Source organism: Micromonospora sp. NPDC048999 (genome assembly GCF_040649295.1).
GTDB lineage: Bacteria > Actinomycetota > Actinomycetes > Mycobacteriales > Micromonosporaceae > Micromonospora.
This window is the reverse complement of record NZ_JBEZFI010000007.1, coordinates 72,309-93,719: the sequence shown is the minus strand read 5'-3', so window position 1 is coordinate 93,719 and position 21,411 is coordinate 72,309. Positions and strand designations below refer to the sequence as shown.

Below are 21,411 nucleotides of genomic sequence, written 5' to 3'. Positions count from 1 at the left end.
ATTCGGTCTCCGCGCCGCTAGACGGCGCTCCGGACCGAATGAAGGCCGGTCTGGCGCCGCGCCGCGACCTGGAGCCGTCGTCCCTCATCCACCGGTGGCCGTGCCCCTCCGTCTCGGGGCACGGCCACCGCCGCGCCCGGGGCCGGTCACAGGTGCTGCCGGCGCCACCGGCTCTGCTCCACCTCGACCGCGAACTGTTCCTCCAGCGCGAGCTCCCGGATCTGCCGCCGCCGGCCGGTCTCGCGGAGCGTCTCGGCCACCATGGTGACGACGCAGAGCACCGCCAGCACCGCCACCGCCACCAACTCCGGCAGCCCCGCCGCCCCCAGGGCGACCAGGACGATCACCACCACCCCCGCCAGCAGCGGCCAGCGCACGGCGCGCAGCACCAGCAGCGCGCAGCCGGCGATGCTGAGCAGGTAGACGGCGACCCCGCCGTAGAGGACGGTCACCCAGTACGCACCGAGCGGATCCCCCCAGGGCGGCGTGTCAGGCAACGCCGCCTCGGCGAGCTGATCCTTGAGCCCGAGCGCGAAGAAGATGATCCCGGCGACCATCGGCAGGTGCAGGTAGGTGTACGCGTTCCGGGCCAGCGGGGCCCGGGCGTCCGGCTCACGGGCGGCGTGCAGCCGCTGCTCCATCCCGGGGGCGAGGGTGTCGAAGTACGCCCACCAGAGCGCCGCGGCGATCGCGATGCCGAGCACCGCGGCGGTGATCACCGGCCAGGTCAGCGGCAGCGCGCTGATGGCCTTCGGCCCGAGCCCGAGCGCGATGATCGACTCACCGAGCGCGACCAGGATGATCAGGCTGTGGCGCTCCGCCCAGTGCCCGGCAGAGGCCACCACCCAGTACGAGCCACCCAGGACGATGCCCGGAACGTACTCCACCAGCACCGCCGCCGTCCAGAAGCCGAGTTGTAGCCCGGTCTCCAGGGCGCCGGAGGTGACCCGGGTTGGCACCTGCCCGGCGATGACCAGCAGCACCGTGGCGATCACCGGCAGGGCGGCGAGCTGCCGCCAGAGCCGGAACGCGGCCGGGTCGGACCGGGCCACCCAGCCGAAGACCGCGAGCTGCGCGGCACGGACCAGGAAGTAGCAGACGGCGAAGACGAGCGGGCCGTTCAGCCCACCTGGCTCGCTGACGAACGCGCCCGGGATGCTCAGCACCAGCAGGAAGGTGGCCGCACCGATGACGAAGCCGACCGCCGGCAGCACGCCCTGGTCGGCGCGGACGACGTTGCCGATGCCGGCGAAACCCTGCCAGCTCCACCAGAGCAGCGCCAGCATGAGCAGGGCCCGGAAAAGGTTGACCCAGCTGGGCCGGCTCGCGGTCAGGCCGGTGACGGTGAGGAACGCGAAGGTGAAGACGAGGTCGTAGAAGAGCTCCAGCCGGGTCACCCGGGACCCCGGCGCGCCGAGCCTGACCAGGCTCGACCACCGGGTGCCGCCGCTGTTCCCCACCCGCGCAGTCTCGCAGCCCGGGTGGCCCGGCGAGCCCGAACCGGGCAGCTCCACGTCCGGCCGGGGCTGCGCGGTCAGGCGATGACGGACGGCTCCCGCCACTGCGGGCGGCCGGCCCGGTCCAGGTCGTAGCGGACGGCGGCGAGCCGGCCGACCGCCTCCACCAGATCGGCGGCGGGCAGCGTGAAGGGCAGCCGCAGGAACCGTTCGAGGGTGCCGTCCAGGCCGAACCGGGGCCCGGGCGCCAGGCGTACGCCGACCTCCTCGGCCGCCCGGGCCAGCGCGCTGGAGATCGGTCCGTCCAGCTCGGCCCAGAGCGTGACACCGCCGCGCGGCACCGCGACCCGCCAGTCGGGCAGCCGCACGGCGAGCGCGCTGACCAGCGCGTCCCGCTGGGTGGCGAGCTGGGTCCGCCGGGCGGTCACGATGTTCGAGGCCTCGGCCAGCAGGTGCACCGCGAGCAGCTGGTCGAGCACCGGGCTGGCCATGTCGACGCCGACCCGCGCGGCAGCGAGCCGCTGCACCTGCGGAGCGGACGCCCGGACCCAACCGATCCGCAGCCCACCCCAGTACGGCTTGCTCATCCCGCCGATGCTGATCACCCGGGAGTGCCTGTCGAACGTGGCGACCGGCGGCGGCAACGGGGTGCCGTCCAACGGCAGGTCCACGAAGGACTCGTCGATGACCAGGTCGGTCCCGGCGGCGTGGGCGGCCCCGACGAGCCGCTCGCGCAGCCCGGTGTCCATGAGGTGACCGGTCGGGTTCTGGAACTCGGGGATCAGGTAGGCCACCTTCGGCCGGGCCTGCCGGATGCTGCCCAGCAGCAGGTCGGCGTCCCAGCCGGCGCCGTCGGTCGCCAGGCCGTGGGTGGTGATCCGAGCCCGACGGGCGGACAGCGCGGCGAGGGCGTTGGGATAGGTCGGGGACTCCACCAGCACCCCGCCGCCGGGCGACAGGGCCAGCCGCAGCACCAGGTCCAGCGCGTGCTGGGTGCCGCTGGTGACCATGATCTGCTCCGGGCTGGTCGACAGCCCCCGCTCGGTGTACGCGTGGGCCACCGCCTCGCGCAGCTCGATGATGCCGGTCGGGTGGTAGCCGGCGCCGCCGAGGTAGCGCGGCAGGTCCTCGGTGGCGGCCCGAGCGGCCGCCAGGAGCTGTGGCGGCGCGGCGAGCGCGGCCACCCCGAGGTCGATCATGTCCCGGTCGTCGATCGGGGTCCAGAGCCCGGTGCTGGCCACCCGGTGGGTGCCGGGCAGCATGGTCCAGCTCCCGGCACCCCGGCGGCTGGCCAGGTGGCCGCTCTCCCGCAGCTCCCGGTACGCCGCGGTGACGGTGGTTCGGCTGACCCGCAGCGCCTCCGCCAGCTCCCGCTCGGCGGGCAGGCGTACCCCCAGGGGTAGCCGACCGTCGGCGAGCAGGCCGCGGACGGCGGCGGCGAGCGCGGCGTAGTCGGGGCTGCGCCGACGGCCGGGCAGAGCGTGCCACTGACCGAGCAGCCGAGCCAATTGGACGCCACGCACCTGACTCGTCATAGCCACCCCTCCGTAATTGGCTCTATTCTGGCCAGAATTGGCCCCTAGAGTGGCATGCATGGCAGCGATCGGCAATCTCCGGTACCGGCCGACCCGGCGGCTCACCCAGCTCTACGTCGGGCTCGCCCTATACGGCGTCAGCATGGCGTTGATGATCCGGTCCGGCCTCGGCCTCGACCCGTGGGACGTCTTCCACCAGGGCCTCGCCCGGCAGACCGGGCTGACCGTCGGCACGGTCACCATCGCGGTCGGCGCCGCCGTCCTGCTGCTCTGGATCCCGCTGCGGCAGCGCCCCGGCCTCGGCACGGTAAGCAACGTGGTGGTGATCGGCCTGGTGTTGGACGCCACCCTGGCCCTGCTGCCATCCGACCCGGGGCTGCCGGTGCGGGTCGGGATGCTGGTCGTCGGGATCATCGCCAACGGCGCGGCCACCGGGCTCTACCTGGGCGCGGCGCTCGGCGCCGGCCCGCGTGACGGTCTGATGACCGGGTATGTCGCCCGCCGTCCCGGCCGGTCCATCCGGCTGGTCCGCACCGTCATCGAGGTGGCCGTGCTGGCGCTCGGCTGGCTGCTCGGCGGCACGGTCGGCATCGGCACCGTCGCCTACGCGCTCGCCATCGGGCCGCTCGCCCAGGTCTTCATCCCGCTCTTCGCGGTGCCCGCGCAGCCGGCGCCGGCCGCCGCGGAGCTGGTCAGCTGCACGCCGCAGCCGGCCGGCGAGACGGCCTGACCCCCGCTCGACCACGCAACCTCATCCCGGCCTGCCCCGGCGGCCAGGGAATGGGACGGGCAACAGCACGGTGAGCTGCGGTGACACCCGACGGACGACACCAGGTGTTTCCTCAGCCACCTTCACCGGGCATCATTCGTGCATGGGGGAGAACGAATGGCGCCGGACCGACGCCTGGATCTTCGTCGCGCTGGTGATCGCGAGCGGCGCCGGGCGACACCGCCGGGCGGCCGCCAGCCGTCGTCCGGAGGGAGTCCGCCTCGCTGACGTCCTCTCGACCGCCGATTACCTCAACCGGTCCATCCCCGACCGGCACGAAGTGGAGGGAGCGGTCCGCCGGCTGACCGGCGCGGGCCTGGTCAGCGTCTCCGACGGCTGGTTCCGGATCACCCCGGACGGCGAACGGCTGTGGCGCACCCGGCCGAGCGCCGGTCTGGGGACCACCGTCGACACGGTGCAGGGAGTGCTGAGCCGCCAGCACGCCCCGGGCGAGTCCGACTGGCGCCTCGCCGAGGACGACCACGCCGCCGCCGTTCAGGAGTACGTCGTCCGCTCCATCCCGATGCCGCGCCGCTCCCCCGAGGGCCACCCGGGTCAGCGCACGGGGTGACCGGCGCCGCGTAGGGCGTCCTTGACCTCGCCGACGGTCAGCTCGCCGAAGTGGAAGACGCTCGCCGCCAGCACTGCGTCGGCGCCCGCGCCGATCGCCGGCGGAAAGTGCGCCACCGCGCCGGCGCCGCCACTGGCGATCACCGGTACGTCGACGACCTCCCGGACGGCCCGGATCAACGACAGGTCGAAGCCGGCCTTCGTGCCGTCGGCGTCCATCGAGTTGAGCAGGATCTCCCCCGCGCCCAGCTCGGCACCGCGCCGAGCCCACTCGACCGCGTCGAGGCCGGCGCCCCGGCGACCGCCGTGCGTGGTCACCTCGAAGCCGCTCGGCGTACCGCCGGCCGGCGCGCGCCGCACGTCGAGCGAGAGCACCAGCACCTGCCGACCGAACCGGTCGGCGATCTCGGTAAGCAGCTCCGGCCGGGCGATCGCCGCGGTGTTCACCCCGACCTTGTCCGCACCCGCGCGCAGCAGGGTGTCGACGTCGGCGACCGCTCGGACACCGCCGCCCACGGTGAGCGGGATGAAGACCGACTCGGCGGTGCGCCGGACCACGTCGAGCATGGTGCCCCGATCGGTCGACGAGGCGGTGACGTCAAGGAAGGTCAGCTCGTCCGCGCCGGCCCGGTCGTACGCCGCGGCCAACTCCACCGGGTCGCCGGCGTCCCGCAGGTCGCGGAAGTTGACCCCCTTGACCACCCGCCCGGCGTCCACGTCCAGACAAGGGATCACCCGTACCGCCACCGTCATGCTACGAGCCTATCCGCTGCTGGGGCAGGTAGGCCTCCAGCTCGACCTCGACCAGGTGGTCCTCGTCGATCAGCCCGGCCACGACGACCATGGTCGCCACCGGACGGACCACCCCGAACACCGCCTGGTGCGCCCGCCCGACCTCGTCGGCGTGGCTTCGGTCGGTCACGTACAGCCGGGTCCGGATCACGTCGGCCGGCCCCGCGCCCACCTCGGCGAGCGCGGCCAGGCCGATCCGCAGCGCCTGGGCGGTCTGCGCCGCCGCGTCCCCGACGTGCGCCACCCGGCCGTCGACCGTCGAGGTGCAACCGGCGGTGATCGCCAGATCGCCGGCCCGGACCACCCGCGAGTAGCCGTACCGGGCCTCCCAGGGACCACCCGAGCCGAGCCGGGTGACGGTGGGGACGGTCACCCGGCGGCCCGCAGCGTGGCGAGGGCCTCGGCGACGTTGAACGCCCCGGCGTACAGCGCCTTGCCGGCGATCACGCCCTCCACGCCCAGCGGCTCCAGGCCGGCCAGGGCACGCAGGTCGTCCAGGGTGGAGACGCCACCGGAGGCGATCACCGGGGCGTCGGTGCGGGCGCACACCTCACGGAGCAGGTCCAGGTTCGGCCCGCGCATGGTGCCGTCCTTGGTGATGTCGGTGACGACGTAGCGGGAGGCGCCCGCCTTGTCCAGCCGCGCCAGCACCTCGTACAGGTCACCGCCCTCGCGGGTCCAGCCCCGCGCGGCGAGGGTACGGCCGCGCACGTCCAGCCCGATCGCCACCCGGTCGCCGTACTCGCCGCAGATCCGGTCGCACCACTGCGGGTCCTCCAGCGCGGCCGTGCCGATGTTGACCCGGGCCGCCCCGGTCGCGAGGGCGGCCCGCAGCGACGCGTCGTCCCGGATCCCGCCGGAGAGCTCCACCTGCACGTCCAGCTTCCCCACCAGCTCGGCGAGCAGGGCGGCATTGGAACCCCGGCCGAAGGCGGCATCCAGGTCGACCAGGTGGATCCACTCCGCGCCGTCGGACTGCCAGGCGAGAGCCGCTTCGAGCGGGTCGCCGTACGCGGTCTCGCTGCCGGCGGCGCCCTGCACGAGCCGGACGGCCTGACCGTCGGCGACGTCCACGGCGGGCAACAGGGTGAGGCTCAAAACTCTTCTCCTCGCATCAGGTACGACGATCCAGGGCGATCACCACGATCGCCGGCAGGACCAGCAGCAACAGCACGACCAGCGCCAGCCGCAGCGCCAGATCGTCGACGAAAGTCCAGATGCCGACCACCGCCAACCCGGTGAGCAGCACGATCGCGGCGCGCTCGCCCCGGGTGTGCCGAGCCAGCCGGCCCGTCCGGCCGCGCCGCAGACGCGGGGTCAGCCGGCGTACCAGGGCGCGGCGGCGCTCCCGGCGCGCCACCCGGCGGCGACGGGCGGCACGCTCCCGCTCAAGCTCGGCCTCACGGGCCTCCCGGCGGCGGGCCCGCTCCTTGCTCACCTCGCGCTCACCGTGCCCACCTTCATTCGCGACTGCGGGGCTCGCAAACCCGGCTCACTCCTCGCGCTCACAGCGTCGCGAGCCAGTTACGCAGCAGGGCGGCACCGGTGTCGGCCGACTTCTCCGGGTGGAACTGGGCCGCCGACAGCACACCCCGCTCCACGGCGGCGACGAACTCGGCCCCGTGCTCGGCGGTGGTCACCGCCGCCCCGGTCGCGGCCAGCGCGGCGGGCTCGGTCACCCCGTACGAGTGGACGAAGTAGAACCGGGCGTCGGCCGGCAGGCCGGCGAAGAGCACCGACCCCACCGGCGCGTGCACGGTGTTCCAGCCCATGTGCGGCAGCCGCTCCGCCGGCAGCCGGGTCACCCCGCCCGGCAGCAGGCCGAGACCCTTGGTAACCACCCCGTGCTCGTCGCCGTGCTCGAAGAGCACCTGCATGCCGATGCAGATGCCGAGCACCGGCCGGCCGGCGGCGACCCGCTCGGCGATGACCGGCCCGGCGCCCAGCGCCTCGATGCCGGCCATACAGGCGGCGAACGCGCCGACCCCCGGCACCACCAGGCCCTCGGCCTCGGCGGCGGCGGACAGGTCGTCGGTCACGGTGACGTCCGCGCCGGCCCGCGCCAGGGCGCGCTCGGCCGAGCGCAGGTTGCCCGAGCCGTAGTCGAGCACCACCACCCGCTCGCTCATGCCGGCACTCCGCTGCGTTCCGTGCCGCCATGAGGCACCACGGCGCTGTGCCGATGATTCGCTCGCTGACGCTCGCTCATGCCGACCCTCCGACCGGCAGCAGCCAGAGGAGCCCGCCGGCGGTGGCCAGCACGGCCAGCAGCCCGACGACCACCACCGTGCCGCGCGGCGCGCCCTGCTTGTGCAGCGACCACGTCCCGCCGACCAGCACCCCGGCCAGGATCAGCAGCAGCGTCGGCAGCACCCCGCCCATCACAGGGCCCCCTTCGTGCTGGGAATCGCGCCCCGCGCGCTCGGGTCGATGGCGGTGGCCTCGCGCAGCGCCCGGGACACCGCCTTGAACTGCGCCTCGACCACGTGGTGGGCGTCCGGGTGGCCACCGGGGCGGGCCGCCCGCAGCACGTCGACGTGCAGGGTGATCCGGGCGGCCTGGCCGAACGACTCCCAGATGTGCCGGGTCATGCTGGTCGGGTAGACCGGCCCGATGTACGGCGCGAGCGGCGGCTCGTCGTGCACCACGTACGGCCGGCCGGACAGGTCGACCGCGGCGCGGACCAGGACCTCGTCCATCGGGACGGTGGCCGAGCCGTACCGCCGGATGCCGGCCTTGTCGCGCAGCGCCCGGTCGAACGCGGCGCCCAGGGCCAGCGCGGTGTCCTCCATGGTGTGGTGCGCGTCGATCTCCAGGTCGCCGACGGTGTGCACGGTCAGGTCGAAGCCGCCGTGCCGGGCGATCTGGTGCAGCATGTGGTCGTAGAAGCCGACGCCGGTCTCGATGTCGGCCCGGCCGGTGCCGTCGAGGTCGAGCTCGACGAGGACCTTGGTCTCCTTGGTGACCCGCTCGATCCGGGCGGTGCGACTCATCGGATTTTCTCCATGGCGGAAAGGAAAGCGTCGGTCTCGGCGGACGTGCCGGCGGTGACCCGCAGCCAGCCCGGCAGGCCGACGTCGCGGACCAGCACACCCGCATCCAGCAGGGTGCGCCAGGCGGCGGCCTGGTCGCCGCCGACGGCGAAGAGGACGAAGTTGGCGTCGCTGTCGGCGACCCGGTGCCCCCGGGCGCGCAACTCCGCCACGATCCGGTCGCGCTGCTGCATGATCGCGGCGACCGTGCCGAGCAGGGCGTCGCGGTGCGCCAGCGCCGCGCGGGCGGCGGCCTGGGTGAGCACGGAGAGATGGTAGGGCAGTCGTACGAGCTGCACCGCCTGCACGACGGCCGGGTCGGCGGCCAGGTAGCCGAGCCGCCCGCCGGCGAAGCCGAACGCCTTGCTCATCGTCCGGGTGACGACCAGCCGGGGGTGGTCGGGCAGCACGGCGAGGGCGCTGACCGTCCCCGGTCGGGCGAATTCGGCGTACGCCTCGTCCACGATCACCATGCCGGGCGCCTCGTCCAGCACGGCGGCGACCACGGCCGGGGCGAGCGCGGTGCCGGTCGGGTTGTTCGGCGAACAGAGGAAGACCACGTCGGGCCGGTGCGCCCGGACCTGGGCGACCGCGTCGGCCGCGGTCAGGCCGAAGTCGACGCCGCGCTCGGCGGGGACCCAACCGGTGCCGGTGCCGAGCGCCAGCAGCGGGTGCATCGAGTAGGCCGGGGTGAAGCCGAGCGCGGTGCGGCCGGGGCCGCCGAACGCCTGCAGCAGCTGCTGCTGGATCTCGTTTGAGCCGTTGGCCGCCCAGACCTGGTCGACGGTGAGCCCGTGGCCCAGGTAGGCCGCCAGGTCGGCGCGGAGCGCCCCGGCGTCCCGGTCCGGGTAGCGGTTGAGGTCGCGCAGCTCCGCCGCGAGGGCCTTGGCAATCGCGTCCACCACCGCCTCGGGCAGCGGGTAGGAGTTCTCGTTGGTGTTCAGCCGGACCGGCACGTCGAGCTGCGGCGCCCCGTACGGCGTGAGCCCGCGCAGATCGTCGCGGATCGGCAGGTCGCCCAAGGTCGTCACGAGATCTCTCCCGGGAAGCGCACGCTGACCGCCTGCCCGTGCGCCGGCAGGTCCTCGACGCCGGCCAGGGTGACCACGTGCGGGGCGACCTCGCGCAACGCGTCCTGGCTGTATTCGACCAGGTGGATGCCGCGCAGGAAGGACTGCACGGACAGCCCGGAGGAGTGCCGGGCGCAGCCGCCGGTGGGCAGCACGTGGTTGGAGCCGGCGCAGTAGTCGCCGAGCGACACCGGCGACCAGGCGCCGACGAAGATCGCCCCGGCGTTGCGTACCCGCATCGCCCACTCGCGGGGGTGCTCGGTCTGGATCTCCAGGTGCTCGGCCGCGTACGCGTCGACCACCCGCAGGCCCGCCTCGAGGTCATCGACGAGGACGACGCCGCTCTGCTCGCCGCCCAGCGCGGTGGCGATCCGCTCGGCGTGCTTGGCCGCCGGCACCTGCCGGGCCAGTTCCGCGTCGACCGCGTCGGCGAGCGCCACCGACGGGGTGACCAGCACGCTCGCGGCGAGCGGATCGTGCTCGGCCTGACTGATCAGGTCGGCGGCGACGTGCGCCGGGTCGGCGGTGTCGTCGGCGAGGATGGCGATCTCGGTGGGGCCGGCCTCGGCGTCGATGCCGACCACGCCGCGCAGCAGCCGCTTGGCGGCGGTGACCCAGATGTTGCCGGGGCCGGTGACCAGATCGACCGGCGCGCAGTGCTCGGCGCCGGCCGGGTCGACGGCCGACCCGTACGCCAGCATGGCCACCGCCTGGGCGCCGCCGACCGCGTAGACCTCGTCGACGCCGAGCAGCGCGCAGGCCGCGAGAACCCGCGGGTCGGGCAGGCCGGCGTTGTCCTGCTGGGGCGGGCTGACCACCACCAGCGAGCGGACCCCGGCCGCCTGGGCGGGAACGACGTTCATCACCACGGTCGACGGGTACATGGCCAGGCCACCGGGGACGTAGAGGCCGACCCGGTCGACCGGCACCCAGCGCTCGGTCACCGTGCCGCCCGGCACCACCTGGGTGGTGTGGTCGGCCCGGCGCTGATCGGCGTGGACCCGGCGGGCCCGGCTGATCGACTCCAGCAGCGCCGCGCGGACCTGCGGGTCGAGTGCCCCCTCGGCCTCGCGGATCGTCTCGACCGGCACCCGCAGGCGTTCCGGGGAGATGCCGTCGAACCGTTCGCTCGCCTCCCGGATCGCCCGGTAGCCATGGTCCCGGACCGCCTCGACCAGGGGACGGATCCTCTCGACGGCCACCGACACGTCGAGCTGGGCACGGGGCAGCAGGCGGCGCGGGTCGCGCGTCCCGCCGCGCAGGTCGATCCGAGTCAACACCCTTGCGAGTCTAGGCGGGCCGCCCCCGGACCGACCGGCACCGCCCGTACGGCGAGACGGTGAGCCGGGACACGCCGGTCCGGCGCGGTCGGGCTACGCTCGGACGCGTGACCGCACGGCTGCCGGTGTTCCCGCTCGGGACGGTCCTCTTCCCCGGGCTGGTTCTCCCGCTGCACATCTTCGAGGAGCGTTACCGGGCACTGGTGCGCCACCTGGTCGAGCTGCCGGAGGAGGCCCCCCGGGAGTTCGGGGTGGTGGCGATCCGGGCCGGCTGGGAGGCGGCCCTCGGCGCGGGTCGGGCCGACGGCGAGGTGACCCTGCACGAGGTGGGCTGCACCGCCGAGCTGCGGCAGGTCACCGAGCTGGCCGACGGCGGCTTCGACATCGTCACGGTGGGCCGGCGGCGGTTCCGCATCGCCGACGTCGACGAGAGCGAGGCGCCCTACCTGACCGCCGAGGTGGAGTGGCTGCCCGAACCGGCCGGCACCGACGAAGTCGCCGACCTGCTCGCCCCCCGGGTGATCTCGGTCTTCCGGCAGTACCTGGGGCTGATCCGGCCCGGCCCGCAGGAGATCTCCGAGCAGCTGCCGGAGGATCCCACCGTGCTGTCGCACCTGGTGGCCGCCACCGCCGCGCTCACCGTCGCCGACCGTCAGCGGTTGCTCGCCATCGACGACACCGCCGCCCGGCTCCGGGCCGAGCTGCGCCTGCTCAACCGGGAGGCGTCACTGTTGCGCCATATCCGGGCGGTCCCGGTCCCGCTCAACGAGCTGGCGGGTCCCCCGGGGTCGAACTGAGTTCGGGGCCGGCCGGCGGCCAGCCGTCGTCGGGCTCCGGGCGCAGCGACGGCCACCGCGACCAGCCGGCCAGCAGGGTGTACGTCACGGCCACGCCCAACGCGGGCAGCAGCAGGTTGCCGTACGGCACGGGCAGCACGTGCAGGAACCAGTCCACGCCGCCGGCCCGCAGGTCGGCGGGCTTGGTGAAGGGGGTTCCGTCCGGCGCGGTGGCCAGCAGCCGATGGTAGGTGCCCAGCCCGAGCCGGCGGCCGAGCTGCCAGGCCACCAGCGCCGCACCGAGGCCGCCCAGGGCCCCGGCGAGCAGGCCCACCGGGCCGCGCCGGCGGCGCAGCAGGAACCACAACGCGAGCGCGGCGAGCACCCCGAAGCCGAGCCCGAGCAGGCTGAACCAACCATCGGCGGCGATCGGCTGCTCCGGCTGCGGTGTGGCGTAGATGGCGCCCTCGGCGGTCTTCAGCACCGGGGTGCCCGGCGCGACGGCCGCCCAGAGCAGCCCCAGCGGCGCACCCAACCCGGTCAGCACGAGCGCGACGCCGAGGGCGATCCAGACCGGCCGGCCGCGACCGGCGACGGCCGGGTGCTCGGGCGCCGGGTGATCAGAGACGGGACGGTCGGCGGCCCGCTCGGGGTCAGGGGGGTCCGAACTCACCCGGTGATCCTCTCAGGCGGCGGGCCGGCGCGGGGTGGCGGTCAGCGGGTGAACGGCTCCAGCATCACCGCGGCGGCCTTGAGCCAGGCCTGCCGGGTCTCCGCCTGGAGCTGGTGGTACTCGATCGAGGAGCCGGTCTCCAGGGCCGTATCGTAGGGCACCACCGCGACGGCCCGGGTGCGAGTGGCGAAGTGCCGCTCCAGGTCGTCCTGCAGGGTGCTGCGCCCCGGCGTCGGGCAGGAGATCAGGGTCACCGCGTTGTCGGCCAGCTCACCCATGCCCACCTCGTGCAGCAGGTCGAGCATCCAGTCGGCGCTGAACGCGGCGTCCTCGCGCGGCACGGTGGTCACCACGAGCTGGTCGGCGGCCTGCATGACGGTACGCCAGTTCGGGCTCTCCACGTTGTTGCCGGTGTCCACGCAGACCACCTCGTGGGTACGCCGCAGCAGCTCCAGCACCCGCTTGACGGTGAACTGGTCCAGCCGCTGGGCGAACCGGGGGCTCTCCTCGCCGGCCAGCACGTCGTACGAGCCGTCGGAGGCGTGCCGCAGGTAGTCGTCGAGGTGCTCCAGCAGGGTGTTGCCCTCCAGGATCTCGATCTGGGCGAGGTCGTGGATCAGGTGCCGGATGGTGCGGGCGTGCCGGGCACTGCCGGCCCGCAGCCCGAGGGTGCCGCGCAGCTCGTTGTCGTCCCAGGCGAGCACCCCACGTCCGCGTACGCTGCCCACCGTCGCCGCGGCGAGCACGGTCGCGGTGGTCTTGTGCACCCCGCCCTTCGGGTTGGCGAAGGCGATCACCCGCGGACCGCCCAACTCGCGGCGGAGCACTCCGGTGGCCCGCTCCACCTCAGGGTCCGGCGCCGGGGCGCGCCAGTCCACCCGGGCCCGCTCGGTCCGCGGCGGGTAGCCGTCGGCGGCGGGCGGGGCCGAGTAGGTCGGGGCGGGCTGGGCCGGCTCCGGGGGCTGGTGATTCTCCGGACGGTAGCGGCCCCGGTCGAGCAGCGCGTACCGGGACTCCGGCGGCGCCGGATCGGCCCGGTAGCCGCCGTCGAGCAGCGCGTACCGGGACTCCACGGGGGCACTGCCCCGGCCGCGCGGGGGTGCGGGCTCCGGGTCGGTCCGGTACGCCGGCTCGGCCCGCCGGGACGGCTCGGCAGGCGGTTCCGGTTCGGTGCGGTACGCCGGCTCGCCCCGGTACGGCGGCTCGGCACCATACCCCGGGTCGGCCCGGTAGGCCGGCTCCACCCGGTAGGTCGCCTCGGCCCGGTAGGGCTGCTCGGTGCCGTACGACGGCTCGACGGGCGGCCCGACGGGCTGCGCCCGCCCGGTCCAGCCGGCGCCGGCGCCGGCAGCGCGCCGGGGCAGCGCCTCGGGCGGTGGCTGCTCCTCGGCGCGGCGGTCCGTCTCAGCCTGCTCCCCGCCGCGACCGCCGAGCCGGGCCCGGTCGAGCAGCGCCCGCCAACGCGGTGCCGGCTCAGCCTGCCGACCCCAGCCGGTCTCGCTGCCGTCCACGCCTCCGCCCTCCCAGCCCCATCGATCTCTGCCTGTGACTCAGGCTACGAAGGAAACCGTATCCGGACCACACCACGCTTCGCACACTGCCCGGTGCCCTTCGTGCCACCGGTCCGGTCGGCCGCCTGTCGGCGGGCACGTCTCAGGAGGTGGGGGCGGGGTTCGGCGGCCCCGCGCCGGTCGCCGAGCGGCCGGGAGAGAGTGCTGATCCCGCCACCGTCGGTGCGGCTTCCGACGAATCGCCCATGCCGGGGGCGGGCGGGCCGTCCAGTTCGGTGTCGGCCGGCGGCCGGACGACGTCCCGCTGCTCGGGCAACGGCGGGGTGAACACCGTACGGTCCAGCCGCCGCACCCGCGGCGCGGCGTCGACCACCCGTACGTCGGGGCGGGTGGCCAGGGCCCGCAGCGCGTCCGGGGTGTCCCGGACCACAGCGGCGTACACGCAGGCGCAGCCCGCCCGGTAGGCGACCGCCTCCCGGGCCGAGACCGACGCGCCCGCGTCGTACACCCGACGCAGCTCGGCGTCGGCGGAGGCCGACGGGGCGGCGGCGCGGGCCCGGTAGTCGGCGGCCTCCCGCTCCTTGCGGGCGGCCACCTCGGCCATCCCGCCGAGCACGTCGTCGGGCAGGCGCATTGCGGCGATCCGGACGATCTCGGTCTGCCGGCCGGGCAGCGGCACCCGGGCGACCACCGCGGAGACCGGGGTGCCGCCCAGCGTGTCGGCCAGCCGGGCCGGCGTCAGGTAGGCCGCGAACGAGACCAGGGCGTAGTCACCCGGGCCCGGGGTGGCCGGTGCGGTCAGGGCGGCCAGCCTGGCGGCGGCGGCCCGCTGGTAGTCCGGGATGGAGTCGCCGTCCACCACGCCGACCCGGGTGACCTCGCCGACCGTACGGTCGCTCACCGGCTCGCGCCGGCGGTCCCAGAGCCCGACGGCCAGCACCGCCAGCGCGCAGACCAGCGCGATCCAGGTGAGCGGGCCGGACCGCGCCGACCACCGCCGGGACGGGCGCGGCGGTGCGTCGGCGGGCACGATGTTCGTCGGGTCCATGGGCGGCGGTCAGTCGCGGAGGATCTCCAACGCCCGGGCCAGGTCGTCCGGGTAGTCGCTGACGAAGGTGACCTCGTCGCCCGTACGCGGGTGCAGGAAGCTCAGCGAGCGGGCGTGCAGCCACTGCCGGGCCAGCCCGAGCCGGGCCGACAGCGTCGGGTCCGCGCCGTAGGTGAGGTCGCCAACGCACGGGTGCCGCAGCGTGGAGAAGTGCACCCGGATCTGGTGGGTACGCCCGGTCTCCAGCCTCACGTCGAGCAGGCTGGCCGCCGGGAACGCCTCCAGGGTGTCGTAGTGGGTGACGCTCGGCTTGCCGCCGGAGACCACCGCCCAGCGGTAGTCGTGGTGCGGGTGCCGGTCGATCGGCGCGTCGATGGTGCCGCGCAGCGGGTCCGGGTGGCCCTGCACCACGGCGTGGTAGCGCTTCTCCACCTCGCGGTACTTGAAGGCCCGCTTCAACGCGGTGTACGCCTGCTCGCTCTTGGCCACCACCATGATCCCGGTGGTGCCGACGTCGAGCCGGTGCACCACGCCCTGCCGTTCGGCGGCGCCGCTGGTGGAGATCCGGTGGCCGATCGCGGCCAGCCCGCCGATGACGGTCGGGCCGGTCCAGCCGGGGCTCGGGTGGGCGGCCACCCCGACCGGCTTGTCCACCACCACGATGTCGTCGTCGGCGTGGACCACGGTCAGGCCCGGCACAGCCTGCGGCACCACGGTGGGCGGCGCGGCCGGCGCGGGCAGGGTCACCTCTAGCCAGGAGCCGGCCTTGACCTTGTGCGAGTTGGCCCGCGCCACGCCGTCGACCAGCGCGTCCCCGGCGTCGACCAGGCCGGCGGCGGCGGTCCGGGAGAGCCCGAAGAGCCGGGCGACGGCCTGGTCGAGCCGCATCCCGTCGAGGCCGTCGGGGACCGGCAGGGACCGGTGATCGCCACCGGCGGCGAAGACGGAGGTCATACCCGCCCCCGCTGCTCGCCGCCGCGGGTCGCCTCGGTGGACGCGGACCCGGCGGGCTCCGCCGGCTCGGCGCCGGCCCGACCGCCGTCGCGCTGCCGGCCGGTCAGCTCGAGCAGCACGGCCAGGACCACCCCGCACACCAGGGAGCTGTCGGCCAGGTTGAACACCGGCCACACCTGGCCGTACGGGTCGAAGAGGCTGATCATGTCGACCACGTGACCGACGAAGTGCCCGGGCGCCCGGAAGATCCGGTCGGTGAGATTGCCCAGCGCCCCGCCGAGCACCAGCCCGAGCGAGACGGCCCACGGCAGCGAGCGCAGCCGCAGCGCCATCCAGCCGATCCAGGCGATGACCCCGAAGGTGATCAGCGGGAAGACCCAGGTGTGACCGGAGCCGATGCTCCAGGCCGCGCCGCTGTTGCGGGTCAGGGTGAGATAGACGGCGCCGCCGAGCAGCTTCACCGGGCCCCGGCCGGTGAGCTCCGAGAGCGCGAACTGCTTGGTGACCAGGTCGGCGACGAGCGAGACCAGGGCGACACCGAGGAGGACCCCGGCCGCCCTGCGGCGGGGTGTGCCGCGGCGCGACTCGGCGGTGCCGGACCCGGCGGGCGGTGCTGCGGTCATCTGCTCCCCATCGACGCTCGCGACGGTGACCCTCACCGTCTGGCGATCTAGTCGCCGGGGAGCAGTCTCAGCGCCGCTCCTCCAGCTGCTTACAGGTCACGCAGAGGGTGGCCGACGGGAAGGCGGCGAGCCGCTCCACCGGAATCGGGTTGCCGCACCGCTCGCACCAGCCGTACCCACCCTCGTCGAGGCGCTCCAGGGCACGCTCGACCTGCGTGATTCGTTCCTTGATGCTGTTGGCGAGAGAGATCTCCTGCTCCCGCTCGAACGTCTTGGTGCCGGTGTCGGCCTGGTCGTCCCCGGCCGAGTCGGTCAGCCGATCGCGCTGCAGCTCGGTAATCTCGCTCAGCGTCTGATCGTACTCGGCGTTCAGCTCGTCCCGCCGTGCCGCCAGCGCGGCCCGGATCTTCTCGGTCTCCGCCGCGCTGCGGGTGGCCTTCGTCACCGGCTTGCGGCCGGCAGTCCTGGTGTCGACTGGCTTCGCCATCGTCAGCTCCCTCGGCCGCGTGCCGCGGCGGTCGGCGGTGCCTGGGCAGGGTCCACGGGCCTGGTGTGTCCCCCATGTACGAAACGGTGCACGGCGACACGGGCCGCGCACTCCGGAGGGTGGCAAGAATACGGAACGTACAGGCGTCCGACAACGTGGCGCACCGTCGCACCGCGAAACAACCCCGAATAGCCACCAATCGGGGTAAAGGGAACGCTAGCAGATCAATTCTGGCGATCCTCGCCGTACTCGCCAAACCAGCGGGCCAGCCGGCCCCGGCGACTGACCGCGCGCAGCCGCCGCTCCACCTCGTCGCGGACCCCGACGGTGGCGACGATGAGCAGGCTGTCCCCGACCTTGAGCCGGGTGTCCGGGCCGGGCACGAAGCCCGCCCCGTCCCGCAGCACCAGGGTCACCGAGGCGCCCACCGGCAGCCGCAGCTCGTCCACGTGCACCCCACCCAGCCGGGACCCCGGCGGCACCTCCACCTGGAGCAGGTCGGCCCGCATCCGTTCGAGCGGGGCCGTCTCGACCCGGATCTCGGCGGCCTCGGCCGGCGCGGTCACCCCGAGCCGCCGGGCCGCCGGCGCCAGGGTCCCCGCCTGAAGCAACGTGAAGATCACCACCAGCACGAAGACCGCGTCGAACAGCCGGTTCGCCCCGGGCACCCGTTGCGACAGCGGAATGGTGGCCAGCACGATGGGCACCGCGCCGCGCAGCCCGGCCCAGGACAGGAAGAGCTGCTCGCGCGGGCGGAACCGGAACGGCAGCGCCGAGACCGCCACCGACAGCGGCCGGGCGAACAGCACCAGGGCCAGCCCGGTGACCACCGCCGGCAGCACCGCCGCGCCCAGCCGGCTCGGCGCGACCAGCAGGCCCAGCAGCACGAACAGGCCAATCTGGGCCAGCCAGGCCAGCCCGTCGGCGAACCCGAGGATGGCCTGCCGGTGCGGCAACCGGGCGTTGCCGAGCAGCACACCCGCGACGTAGACGGCGAGGAAGCCCGAGGCGTGCAGCACCGCGCCGGCCGCGTACGCCAGCACCGTGAAGCCGACCACCGCGATCGGATAGAGGCCGGCCGCCGGCAGCGCGGCCCGGCGCAGCGTGTACCGGCCGGCGATGCCGGCGGCCACTCCGACGGCGGCGCCGACGCCCAACTCGTAGCCGACCAGGAGCACCTCGAACCACCAGGGGTGGACGGCCGCGACGTCGCGGGAAAGCAGCAGCACCACGATCACTGCGGGGGCGTCGTTCATGCCCGACTCGGCCTCGAGGGTGGCCACCAGCCGGGGCGGTAGGCGCAGCCGCCGCAGGGTGGCGAAGACGGCCGCCGCGTCCGTGGAGGAGAGCACCGCGCCGTAGAGCAGCGCCAGCCGCCAGTCCAGCCCGAGCAGCAGGTGCACCACGGCCCCGACCACCAGGATGCTGATCAGCACGCCGACCGTCGAGAGCGCGGCGGCCATCCCGAGCACCGGGCGCAGGGTGCCCCACCGCGCGCTCAGCCCGCCCTCGGCGATGATCACGATGAGGGCGCAGAACCCGAGCACCCTGGTCAGTTCCACGTTGTGGAACCGGATGCCCAACCCAGCCTCGCCGATCGCCACCCCGAGCGCGAGGTACACCAGCAGACTCGGCAGGCCGAGCCGGGTGGAGAAGCGCACCGCGCCCACCGCGACCAGCAGAACGGCCGCGCCGAGCAGCAGCGCGAGGTCGAGGCCGGGGGTCATCCGCGGCCGGCCCCGGCGATCCTCACTCGGCCGATCCGTCCCGGAGCCGACGCAGCACGTCGGGCAGCCCGGGGGCCGGGCGCTCGACCAGGAAGAGCTTGTCCCGGCTGGCCATGCCGGTGCGCAGCGAGACCACCGCCGGCCGGATGCCGAGCGCCTCGGCGAGGGCCCGCCGGGCCGCCTCGGTGGCCCGGCCGTCCACGGCGGGAGCGGTCACGGCGATGACCAGGGCCGGCCCGTGCGGGCCGTCGAACCGTCCGCCGACCCGGGCGCGGGAGGAGCCGGGCTTCACCCGTACGGCGACGGTGAGCGTGTCGTCCACGGCGGCCATGATCAACCAGACTGGGCGTTGGCGAGTAGAAAAGTGACGGGCGCGCAGCGGGCGCACGGGGTGAAGCCGAGCTCGACCGCCTCGGCGACGGGCAACGCCTCGTCGTCCCGGCCCGCCAGATGGGAACAGCCGGGCAGGTGGAACCGGGGATGTCCATCGACCACCCGGACCGGGTCATCGAGCCGGACCAGCCGGTCGACGTCGGCTTGCGACAGGTGCTGCGCCGGCGGCTCACCGTCGAACGGGCCGTCGTCGGCCGGTGAGCCGAGCGCCGGGGCGTCCGCGTCCGAGACGGCCGGCTGCCGCGGGCCAGGCGGGACGTAGAAGTCGGCCACGGCCGGCTCGCTCGGGTCGGTCACCGGGGACCCGGGTGGTTGCCGCCACTCGGGGCCACCGGCGTCGACCGTCGGCGGAAGGTGCTGGAGCGGAATCTCCGGCTCACCGAGCCGGGGCCCGTACGGGACGCCGGCCGGTTCGGTACGGCTGCGCGGGCCGGTGCTCCGGCCCGCCGCAGCCCGGTTGGCGGCCGCCTGGCGGGCACCCGCGACGAGGGACACGGCGGCCAGCAGACTGGCCGCGATGGAGGCGATCAGCAGCGGACTGGACCCACCGGCCAGCCCAGCCACCAGGAAGATGACCGCGACGAGGATGAGCAGGATGCTCGTGACTATCACGGCTCACCCCCGCCGCGTCGTGTCGGTCTGTGCGTCGGCGGCCGTCGGTCCGACGGCCGCCGACGGCGGCGTCAGCGGCCGGACTCGAGCGAGCCGGCGCGGCCGCCGCCGTATGAGCCGGCGAGGCCGGCGGTGGCGAGGCCGTTGCTGCCCCCGACAGCGCGGCTGCCCTCGGCGCGGTCGATCTCGGCATCCAGGCCCTGGCCGCGACCGTCGAGGTCACGCAGCTGGCTCTCCAGGTACGCCTTGAGGCGGGTGCGGTACTCGCGCTCGAACTGCTTCAGCTCCTCGATGTGCTTCTGCAGCGCGGTGCGCTTGGCGTCCAGGCCGCCCATGGCCTCCTGGTGCCGCTGGCGGGCGTCCCGCTCGAGCGCATCGGCCTTGGCGCGCGCCTCGCGGGTGACCTCCTCGGCCTTGGAACGGGCCTCGGAGAGCAGCTGGTCGGCTTCCCGGCGGGCGTCCGTGACGTGGTCGTCGGCGGTGCGCTGGGCCATCATCAGCACCCGCAGCGCCTGCTGCTCGCCGTCGGCGGCGGCCGCAGCAGCAGCCGGGCCGCCCTGGACGCGGACCTGCTCCAGCTCGGCCTGCATCGCCCGGGCCGCCTGCTCGGCGGCCGCCTTGTCGCGCTGCACCCGGTCGAGCTGGGCCTTGACCTCGTTGAGCTCCGCCGCGAGCCGGGCGTCGCCGCCGGGGCCGGCGGGAGCGCCACCCCGACCGCCGCGCTCCACCTGGGCGCGCAGCTCGTTGTTCTCCTCGATCAGACGGGCAAGCTCACGCTCGACCTCGTCCAGGAAGGCGTCGACCTCCTCCTCGTCATACCCCCGCTTGCCGATCGGCGGCTTTTTGAAGGCGACGTTGTGGACGTCGGCCGGGGTCAGCGGCATCGAAACTCCTCGGGTCAGTTGCGGCCGCGAAAAGCGCGCTGGTCAGGCAAATGCCAGGATCAGCGGCGTTAACACAAACCTCATCAGCACGAACAGGATAACCAGGAGCACAAGCGAGGCCAGGTCGATGCTCACGGTACCAATTCGCAGTGGTGGGATCACACGCCTCAACGCGCGCAGGGGCGGATCAGTGACGCTCCACACCGACTCAAGTCCCGCTGCGGCTCCCCGTCTCGGTTGCCACCGGCGACCGTACGCCAGCACGGCGCTGAGAACAAATCGGGACAAAAGCACGAGAAGGAACAGGTAGGTGATCAGGTAGAGCACCTGGAACAGGATCGACAACACGGCAGGCGACGTCCCTCGGTCGTGCGGGCCTAGCTCAGGCTGAAAAAGCCGCCCTCAGCGATCTTGGCCTTGTCCTCCGCGGTGACCTGGACGTTGGCCGGTGAGAGCAGGAACACCCGGTTGGTCACGCGCTCGATCGTACCGCGCAGTCCGAACGCGAGCCCGGCGGCGAAGTCCACCAGCCGGCGCGCGTCCGCCTCGTCCATCTCGGTGAGGTTGATGATCACCGGTACGCCGTCCCGGAAGTGCTCGCCGATGGTGCGCGCCTCCCGATAGGTGGTCGGGTGCAGCGTGGTGATCTGGTAGCGCTGCTCCTCCTCGGCCACCACCGCCCGCTCCCGGGACTGCACCTGCGGCGCGAGGGCGAGATTGTCCCGGGTGTGGTAGGCCAGCGCGCCGGAGGTCTCGCCGGCGCCCGAACGGGTGATCGACCGGACACTGGCCCGCTCGGCCCGCTCGGCCCGCTCGGCTCGCTCCGGGCGCTCGACCTCGGCCCGGTCGGTGTCCACGGCGCGGCCCGCGGCGCGCTCGGAGAGCCGGCCACGGTCGCCGATCCGGCTACGGCTCGCCCGCGGCTCGTCGGACTCGTCGTCCTCGTCATCGGCGAACTCCTCGGCGTACCGGCTCGACCGGTAGCGCGAGTCCCGGTAGCCACCCTTTTCGTAGCCACCGTCCTCGTACGCCCGCTCGTCGTCCTCCTCGACGAGCCCGAGCCAGACCCCCGCCTTGCGCAGTGCGCCCATCCCCGCGCCCTTCCGTCCGCCGTGCGGCACGCGCCCCCGTGCCGTGTCGCTTGATCACGAGTGGACAACCAATGCCCACCGGACCGGATCGGCAATCCCCCGGTGAGCGGTTCGCGGTCCGCTCACC

At 74.3% G+C, this 21,411-nt stretch carries 26 protein-coding genes; 3 read left to right on the top strand and 23 right to left on the bottom strand.

What is annotated here, in order from left to right; all coding sequences use genetic code 11:
- Positions 1-146: 146 nt before the first annotated feature.
- Both AB0C02_RS12075 and AB0C02_RS12070 read right to left on the bottom strand, forming a co-directional pair.
- A complete protein-coding gene (locus AB0C02_RS12075; RefSeq protein ID WP_357545643.1) occupies positions 147-1,460 on the bottom strand; it encodes a low temperature requirement protein A in 1,314 nt (437 codons plus the stop codon).
- Positions 1,461-1,534: 74 nt separating this feature from the next.
- Positions 1,535-2,992, bottom strand: coding sequence for a PLP-dependent aminotransferase family protein (locus AB0C02_RS12070; RefSeq protein ID WP_357545636.1), 1,458 nt, complete (start codon positions 2,990-2,992; stop codon positions 1,535-1,537).
- 58 nt (positions 2,993-3,050) lie between these two features.
- Here AB0C02_RS12070 and AB0C02_RS12065 point away from each other — a divergent pair, with 58 nt between their 5' ends.
- The gene (locus AB0C02_RS12065) at positions 3,051-3,722 is read left to right on the top strand and encodes a hypothetical protein (protein WP_357545627.1); all 672 of its coding nucleotides are present in this window, start codon (positions 3,051-3,053) and stop codon (positions 3,720-3,722) included.
- Between the two features lie 142 nt (positions 3,723-3,864).
- The gene (locus AB0C02_RS12060; protein WP_357545623.1) at positions 3,865-4,332 is read left to right on the top strand and encodes a hypothetical protein; all 468 of its coding nucleotides are present in this window, start codon (positions 3,865-3,867) and stop codon (positions 4,330-4,332) included.
- On the opposite strand, the gene hisF is transcribed toward AB0C02_RS12060, so the two are convergent.
- The 9 genes from hisF to hisD form a co-directional block, all read right to left on the bottom strand.
- Entirely contained in the window at positions 4,317-5,084 is a 768-nt protein-coding gene (gene hisF, locus AB0C02_RS12055) for an imidazole glycerol phosphate synthase subunit HisF (protein ID WP_357545614.1), read from the bottom strand. The genes AB0C02_RS12060 and hisF overlap by 16 nt on opposite strands.
- A gap of 1 nt (position 5,085) precedes the next feature.
- Positions 5,086-5,496, bottom strand: coding sequence for a RidA family protein (locus AB0C02_RS12050; protein WP_357545599.1), 411 nt, complete (start codon positions 5,494-5,496; stop codon positions 5,086-5,088).
- Complete coding sequence (gene priA / locus AB0C02_RS12045) at positions 5,493-6,221, bottom strand: bifunctional 1-(5-phosphoribosyl)-5-((5-phosphoribosylamino)methylideneamino)imidazole-4-carboxamide isomerase/phosphoribosylanthranilate isomerase PriA (RefSeq protein WP_357545584.1); 729 nt, start codon at positions 6,219-6,221, stop codon at positions 5,493-5,495. The genes AB0C02_RS12050 and priA overlap by 4 nt, the downstream gene beginning before the upstream one ends.
- Before the next feature lie 16 nt (positions 6,222-6,237).
- Positions 6,238-6,561: a hypothetical protein gene (locus tag AB0C02_RS12040; RefSeq protein ID WP_357545569.1), complete on the bottom strand. Its 324-nt coding sequence runs from the start codon at positions 6,559-6,561 to the stop codon at positions 6,238-6,240.
- 67 nt (positions 6,562-6,628) lie between these two features.
- Entirely contained in the window at positions 6,629-7,252 is a 624-nt protein-coding gene (hisH, locus tag AB0C02_RS12035) for an imidazole glycerol phosphate synthase subunit HisH (RefSeq protein WP_357545561.1), read from the bottom strand.
- Positions 7,253-7,328: 76 nt separating this feature from the next.
- Positions 7,329-7,505, bottom strand: a complete 177-nt coding sequence (locus AB0C02_RS12030; RefSeq protein WP_357545537.1) for a hypothetical protein — start codon at positions 7,503-7,505, stop codon at positions 7,329-7,331.
- Positions 7,505-8,116, bottom strand: coding sequence for an imidazoleglycerol-phosphate dehydratase HisB (gene hisB, locus AB0C02_RS12025; RefSeq protein WP_357545522.1), 612 nt, complete (start codon positions 8,114-8,116; stop codon positions 7,505-7,507). The genes AB0C02_RS12030 and hisB overlap by 1 nt, the downstream gene beginning before the upstream one ends.
- Positions 8,113-9,186: a histidinol-phosphate transaminase gene (locus AB0C02_RS12020; RefSeq protein ID WP_357545510.1), complete on the bottom strand. Its 1,074-nt coding sequence runs from the start codon at positions 9,184-9,186 to the stop codon at positions 8,113-8,115. The genes hisB and AB0C02_RS12020 overlap by 4 nt, the downstream gene beginning before the upstream one ends.
- Entirely contained in the window at positions 9,183-10,505 is a 1,323-nt protein-coding gene (hisD, locus tag AB0C02_RS12015; RefSeq protein ID WP_357545501.1) for a histidinol dehydrogenase, read from the bottom strand. Before hisD ends, AB0C02_RS12020 begins: the two co-directional genes overlap by 4 nt.
- Before the next feature lie 107 nt (positions 10,506-10,612).
- Between hisD and AB0C02_RS12010 the strand changes: the two genes are divergently transcribed.
- Positions 10,613-11,302, top strand: a complete 690-nt coding sequence (locus tag AB0C02_RS12010) for an LON peptidase substrate-binding domain-containing protein (protein ID WP_357545490.1) — start codon at positions 10,613-10,615, stop codon at positions 11,300-11,302.
- Here AB0C02_RS12010 and AB0C02_RS12005 read toward each other — a convergent pair.
- From AB0C02_RS12005 to sepF, 12 genes are all read right to left on the bottom strand, one after another.
- Positions 11,268-11,954, bottom strand: a complete 687-nt coding sequence (locus AB0C02_RS12005) for a DUF2567 domain-containing protein (protein ID WP_357545484.1) — start codon at positions 11,952-11,954, stop codon at positions 11,268-11,270. The two genes, AB0C02_RS12010 and AB0C02_RS12005, sit on opposite strands and share 35 nt — an antisense overlap.
- Before the next feature lie 41 nt (positions 11,955-11,995).
- Positions 11,996-13,465, bottom strand: a complete 1,470-nt coding sequence (locus tag AB0C02_RS12000; protein WP_357545479.1) for an AAA family ATPase — start codon at positions 13,463-13,465, stop codon at positions 11,996-11,998.
- Between the two features lie 142 nt (positions 13,466-13,607).
- A complete protein-coding gene (locus AB0C02_RS11995) occupies positions 13,608-14,513 on the bottom strand; it encodes a hypothetical protein (RefSeq protein ID WP_357545472.1) in 906 nt (301 codons plus the stop codon).
- Between the two features lie 9 nt (positions 14,514-14,522).
- Positions 14,523-15,467 (bottom strand): RluA family pseudouridine synthase, encoded by a 945-nt coding sequence (locus AB0C02_RS11990; RefSeq protein ID WP_357545468.1) that lies wholly within the window; start codon positions 15,465-15,467, stop codon positions 14,523-14,525.
- Positions 15,464-16,090, bottom strand: coding sequence for a signal peptidase II (lspA, locus tag AB0C02_RS11985; RefSeq protein WP_357545461.1), 627 nt, complete (start codon positions 16,088-16,090; stop codon positions 15,464-15,466). Before lspA ends, AB0C02_RS11990 begins: the two co-directional genes overlap by 4 nt.
- A 67-nt stretch (positions 16,091-16,157) precedes the next feature.
- Positions 16,158-16,577 (bottom strand): TraR/DksA C4-type zinc finger protein, encoded by a 420-nt coding sequence (locus tag AB0C02_RS11980; protein WP_357545450.1) that lies wholly within the window; start codon positions 16,575-16,577, stop codon positions 16,158-16,160.
- A 224-nt stretch (positions 16,578-16,801) separates the two neighbouring features.
- A complete protein-coding gene (locus tag AB0C02_RS11975) occupies positions 16,802-18,304 on the bottom strand; it encodes a potassium/proton antiporter (protein ID WP_357545440.1) in 1,503 nt (500 codons plus the stop codon).
- Between the two features lie 22 nt (positions 18,305-18,326).
- Positions 18,327-18,635 (bottom strand): DUF167 domain-containing protein, encoded by a 309-nt coding sequence (locus tag AB0C02_RS11970; protein ID WP_357545432.1) that lies wholly within the window; start codon positions 18,633-18,635, stop codon positions 18,327-18,329.
- 2 nt (positions 18,636-18,637) lie between these two features.
- Positions 18,638-19,309: a hypothetical protein gene (locus AB0C02_RS11965; protein ID WP_357545426.1), complete on the bottom strand. Its 672-nt coding sequence runs from the start codon at positions 19,307-19,309 to the stop codon at positions 18,638-18,640.
- Between the two features lie 71 nt (positions 19,310-19,380).
- Entirely contained in the window at positions 19,381-20,193 is an 813-nt protein-coding gene (locus AB0C02_RS11960) for a DivIVA domain-containing protein (protein ID WP_357545418.1), read from the bottom strand.
- Positions 20,194-20,235: 42 nt separating this feature from the next.
- Positions 20,236-20,541, bottom strand: a complete 306-nt coding sequence (locus AB0C02_RS11955) for a YggT family protein (RefSeq protein ID WP_357545401.1) — start codon at positions 20,539-20,541, stop codon at positions 20,236-20,238.
- 29 nt (positions 20,542-20,570) lie between these two features.
- Positions 20,571-21,284, bottom strand: a complete 714-nt coding sequence (gene sepF / locus AB0C02_RS11950) for a cell division protein SepF (protein ID WP_357545387.1) — start codon at positions 21,282-21,284, stop codon at positions 20,571-20,573.
- Between the last annotated feature and the right edge of the window lie 127 nt (positions 21,285-21,411).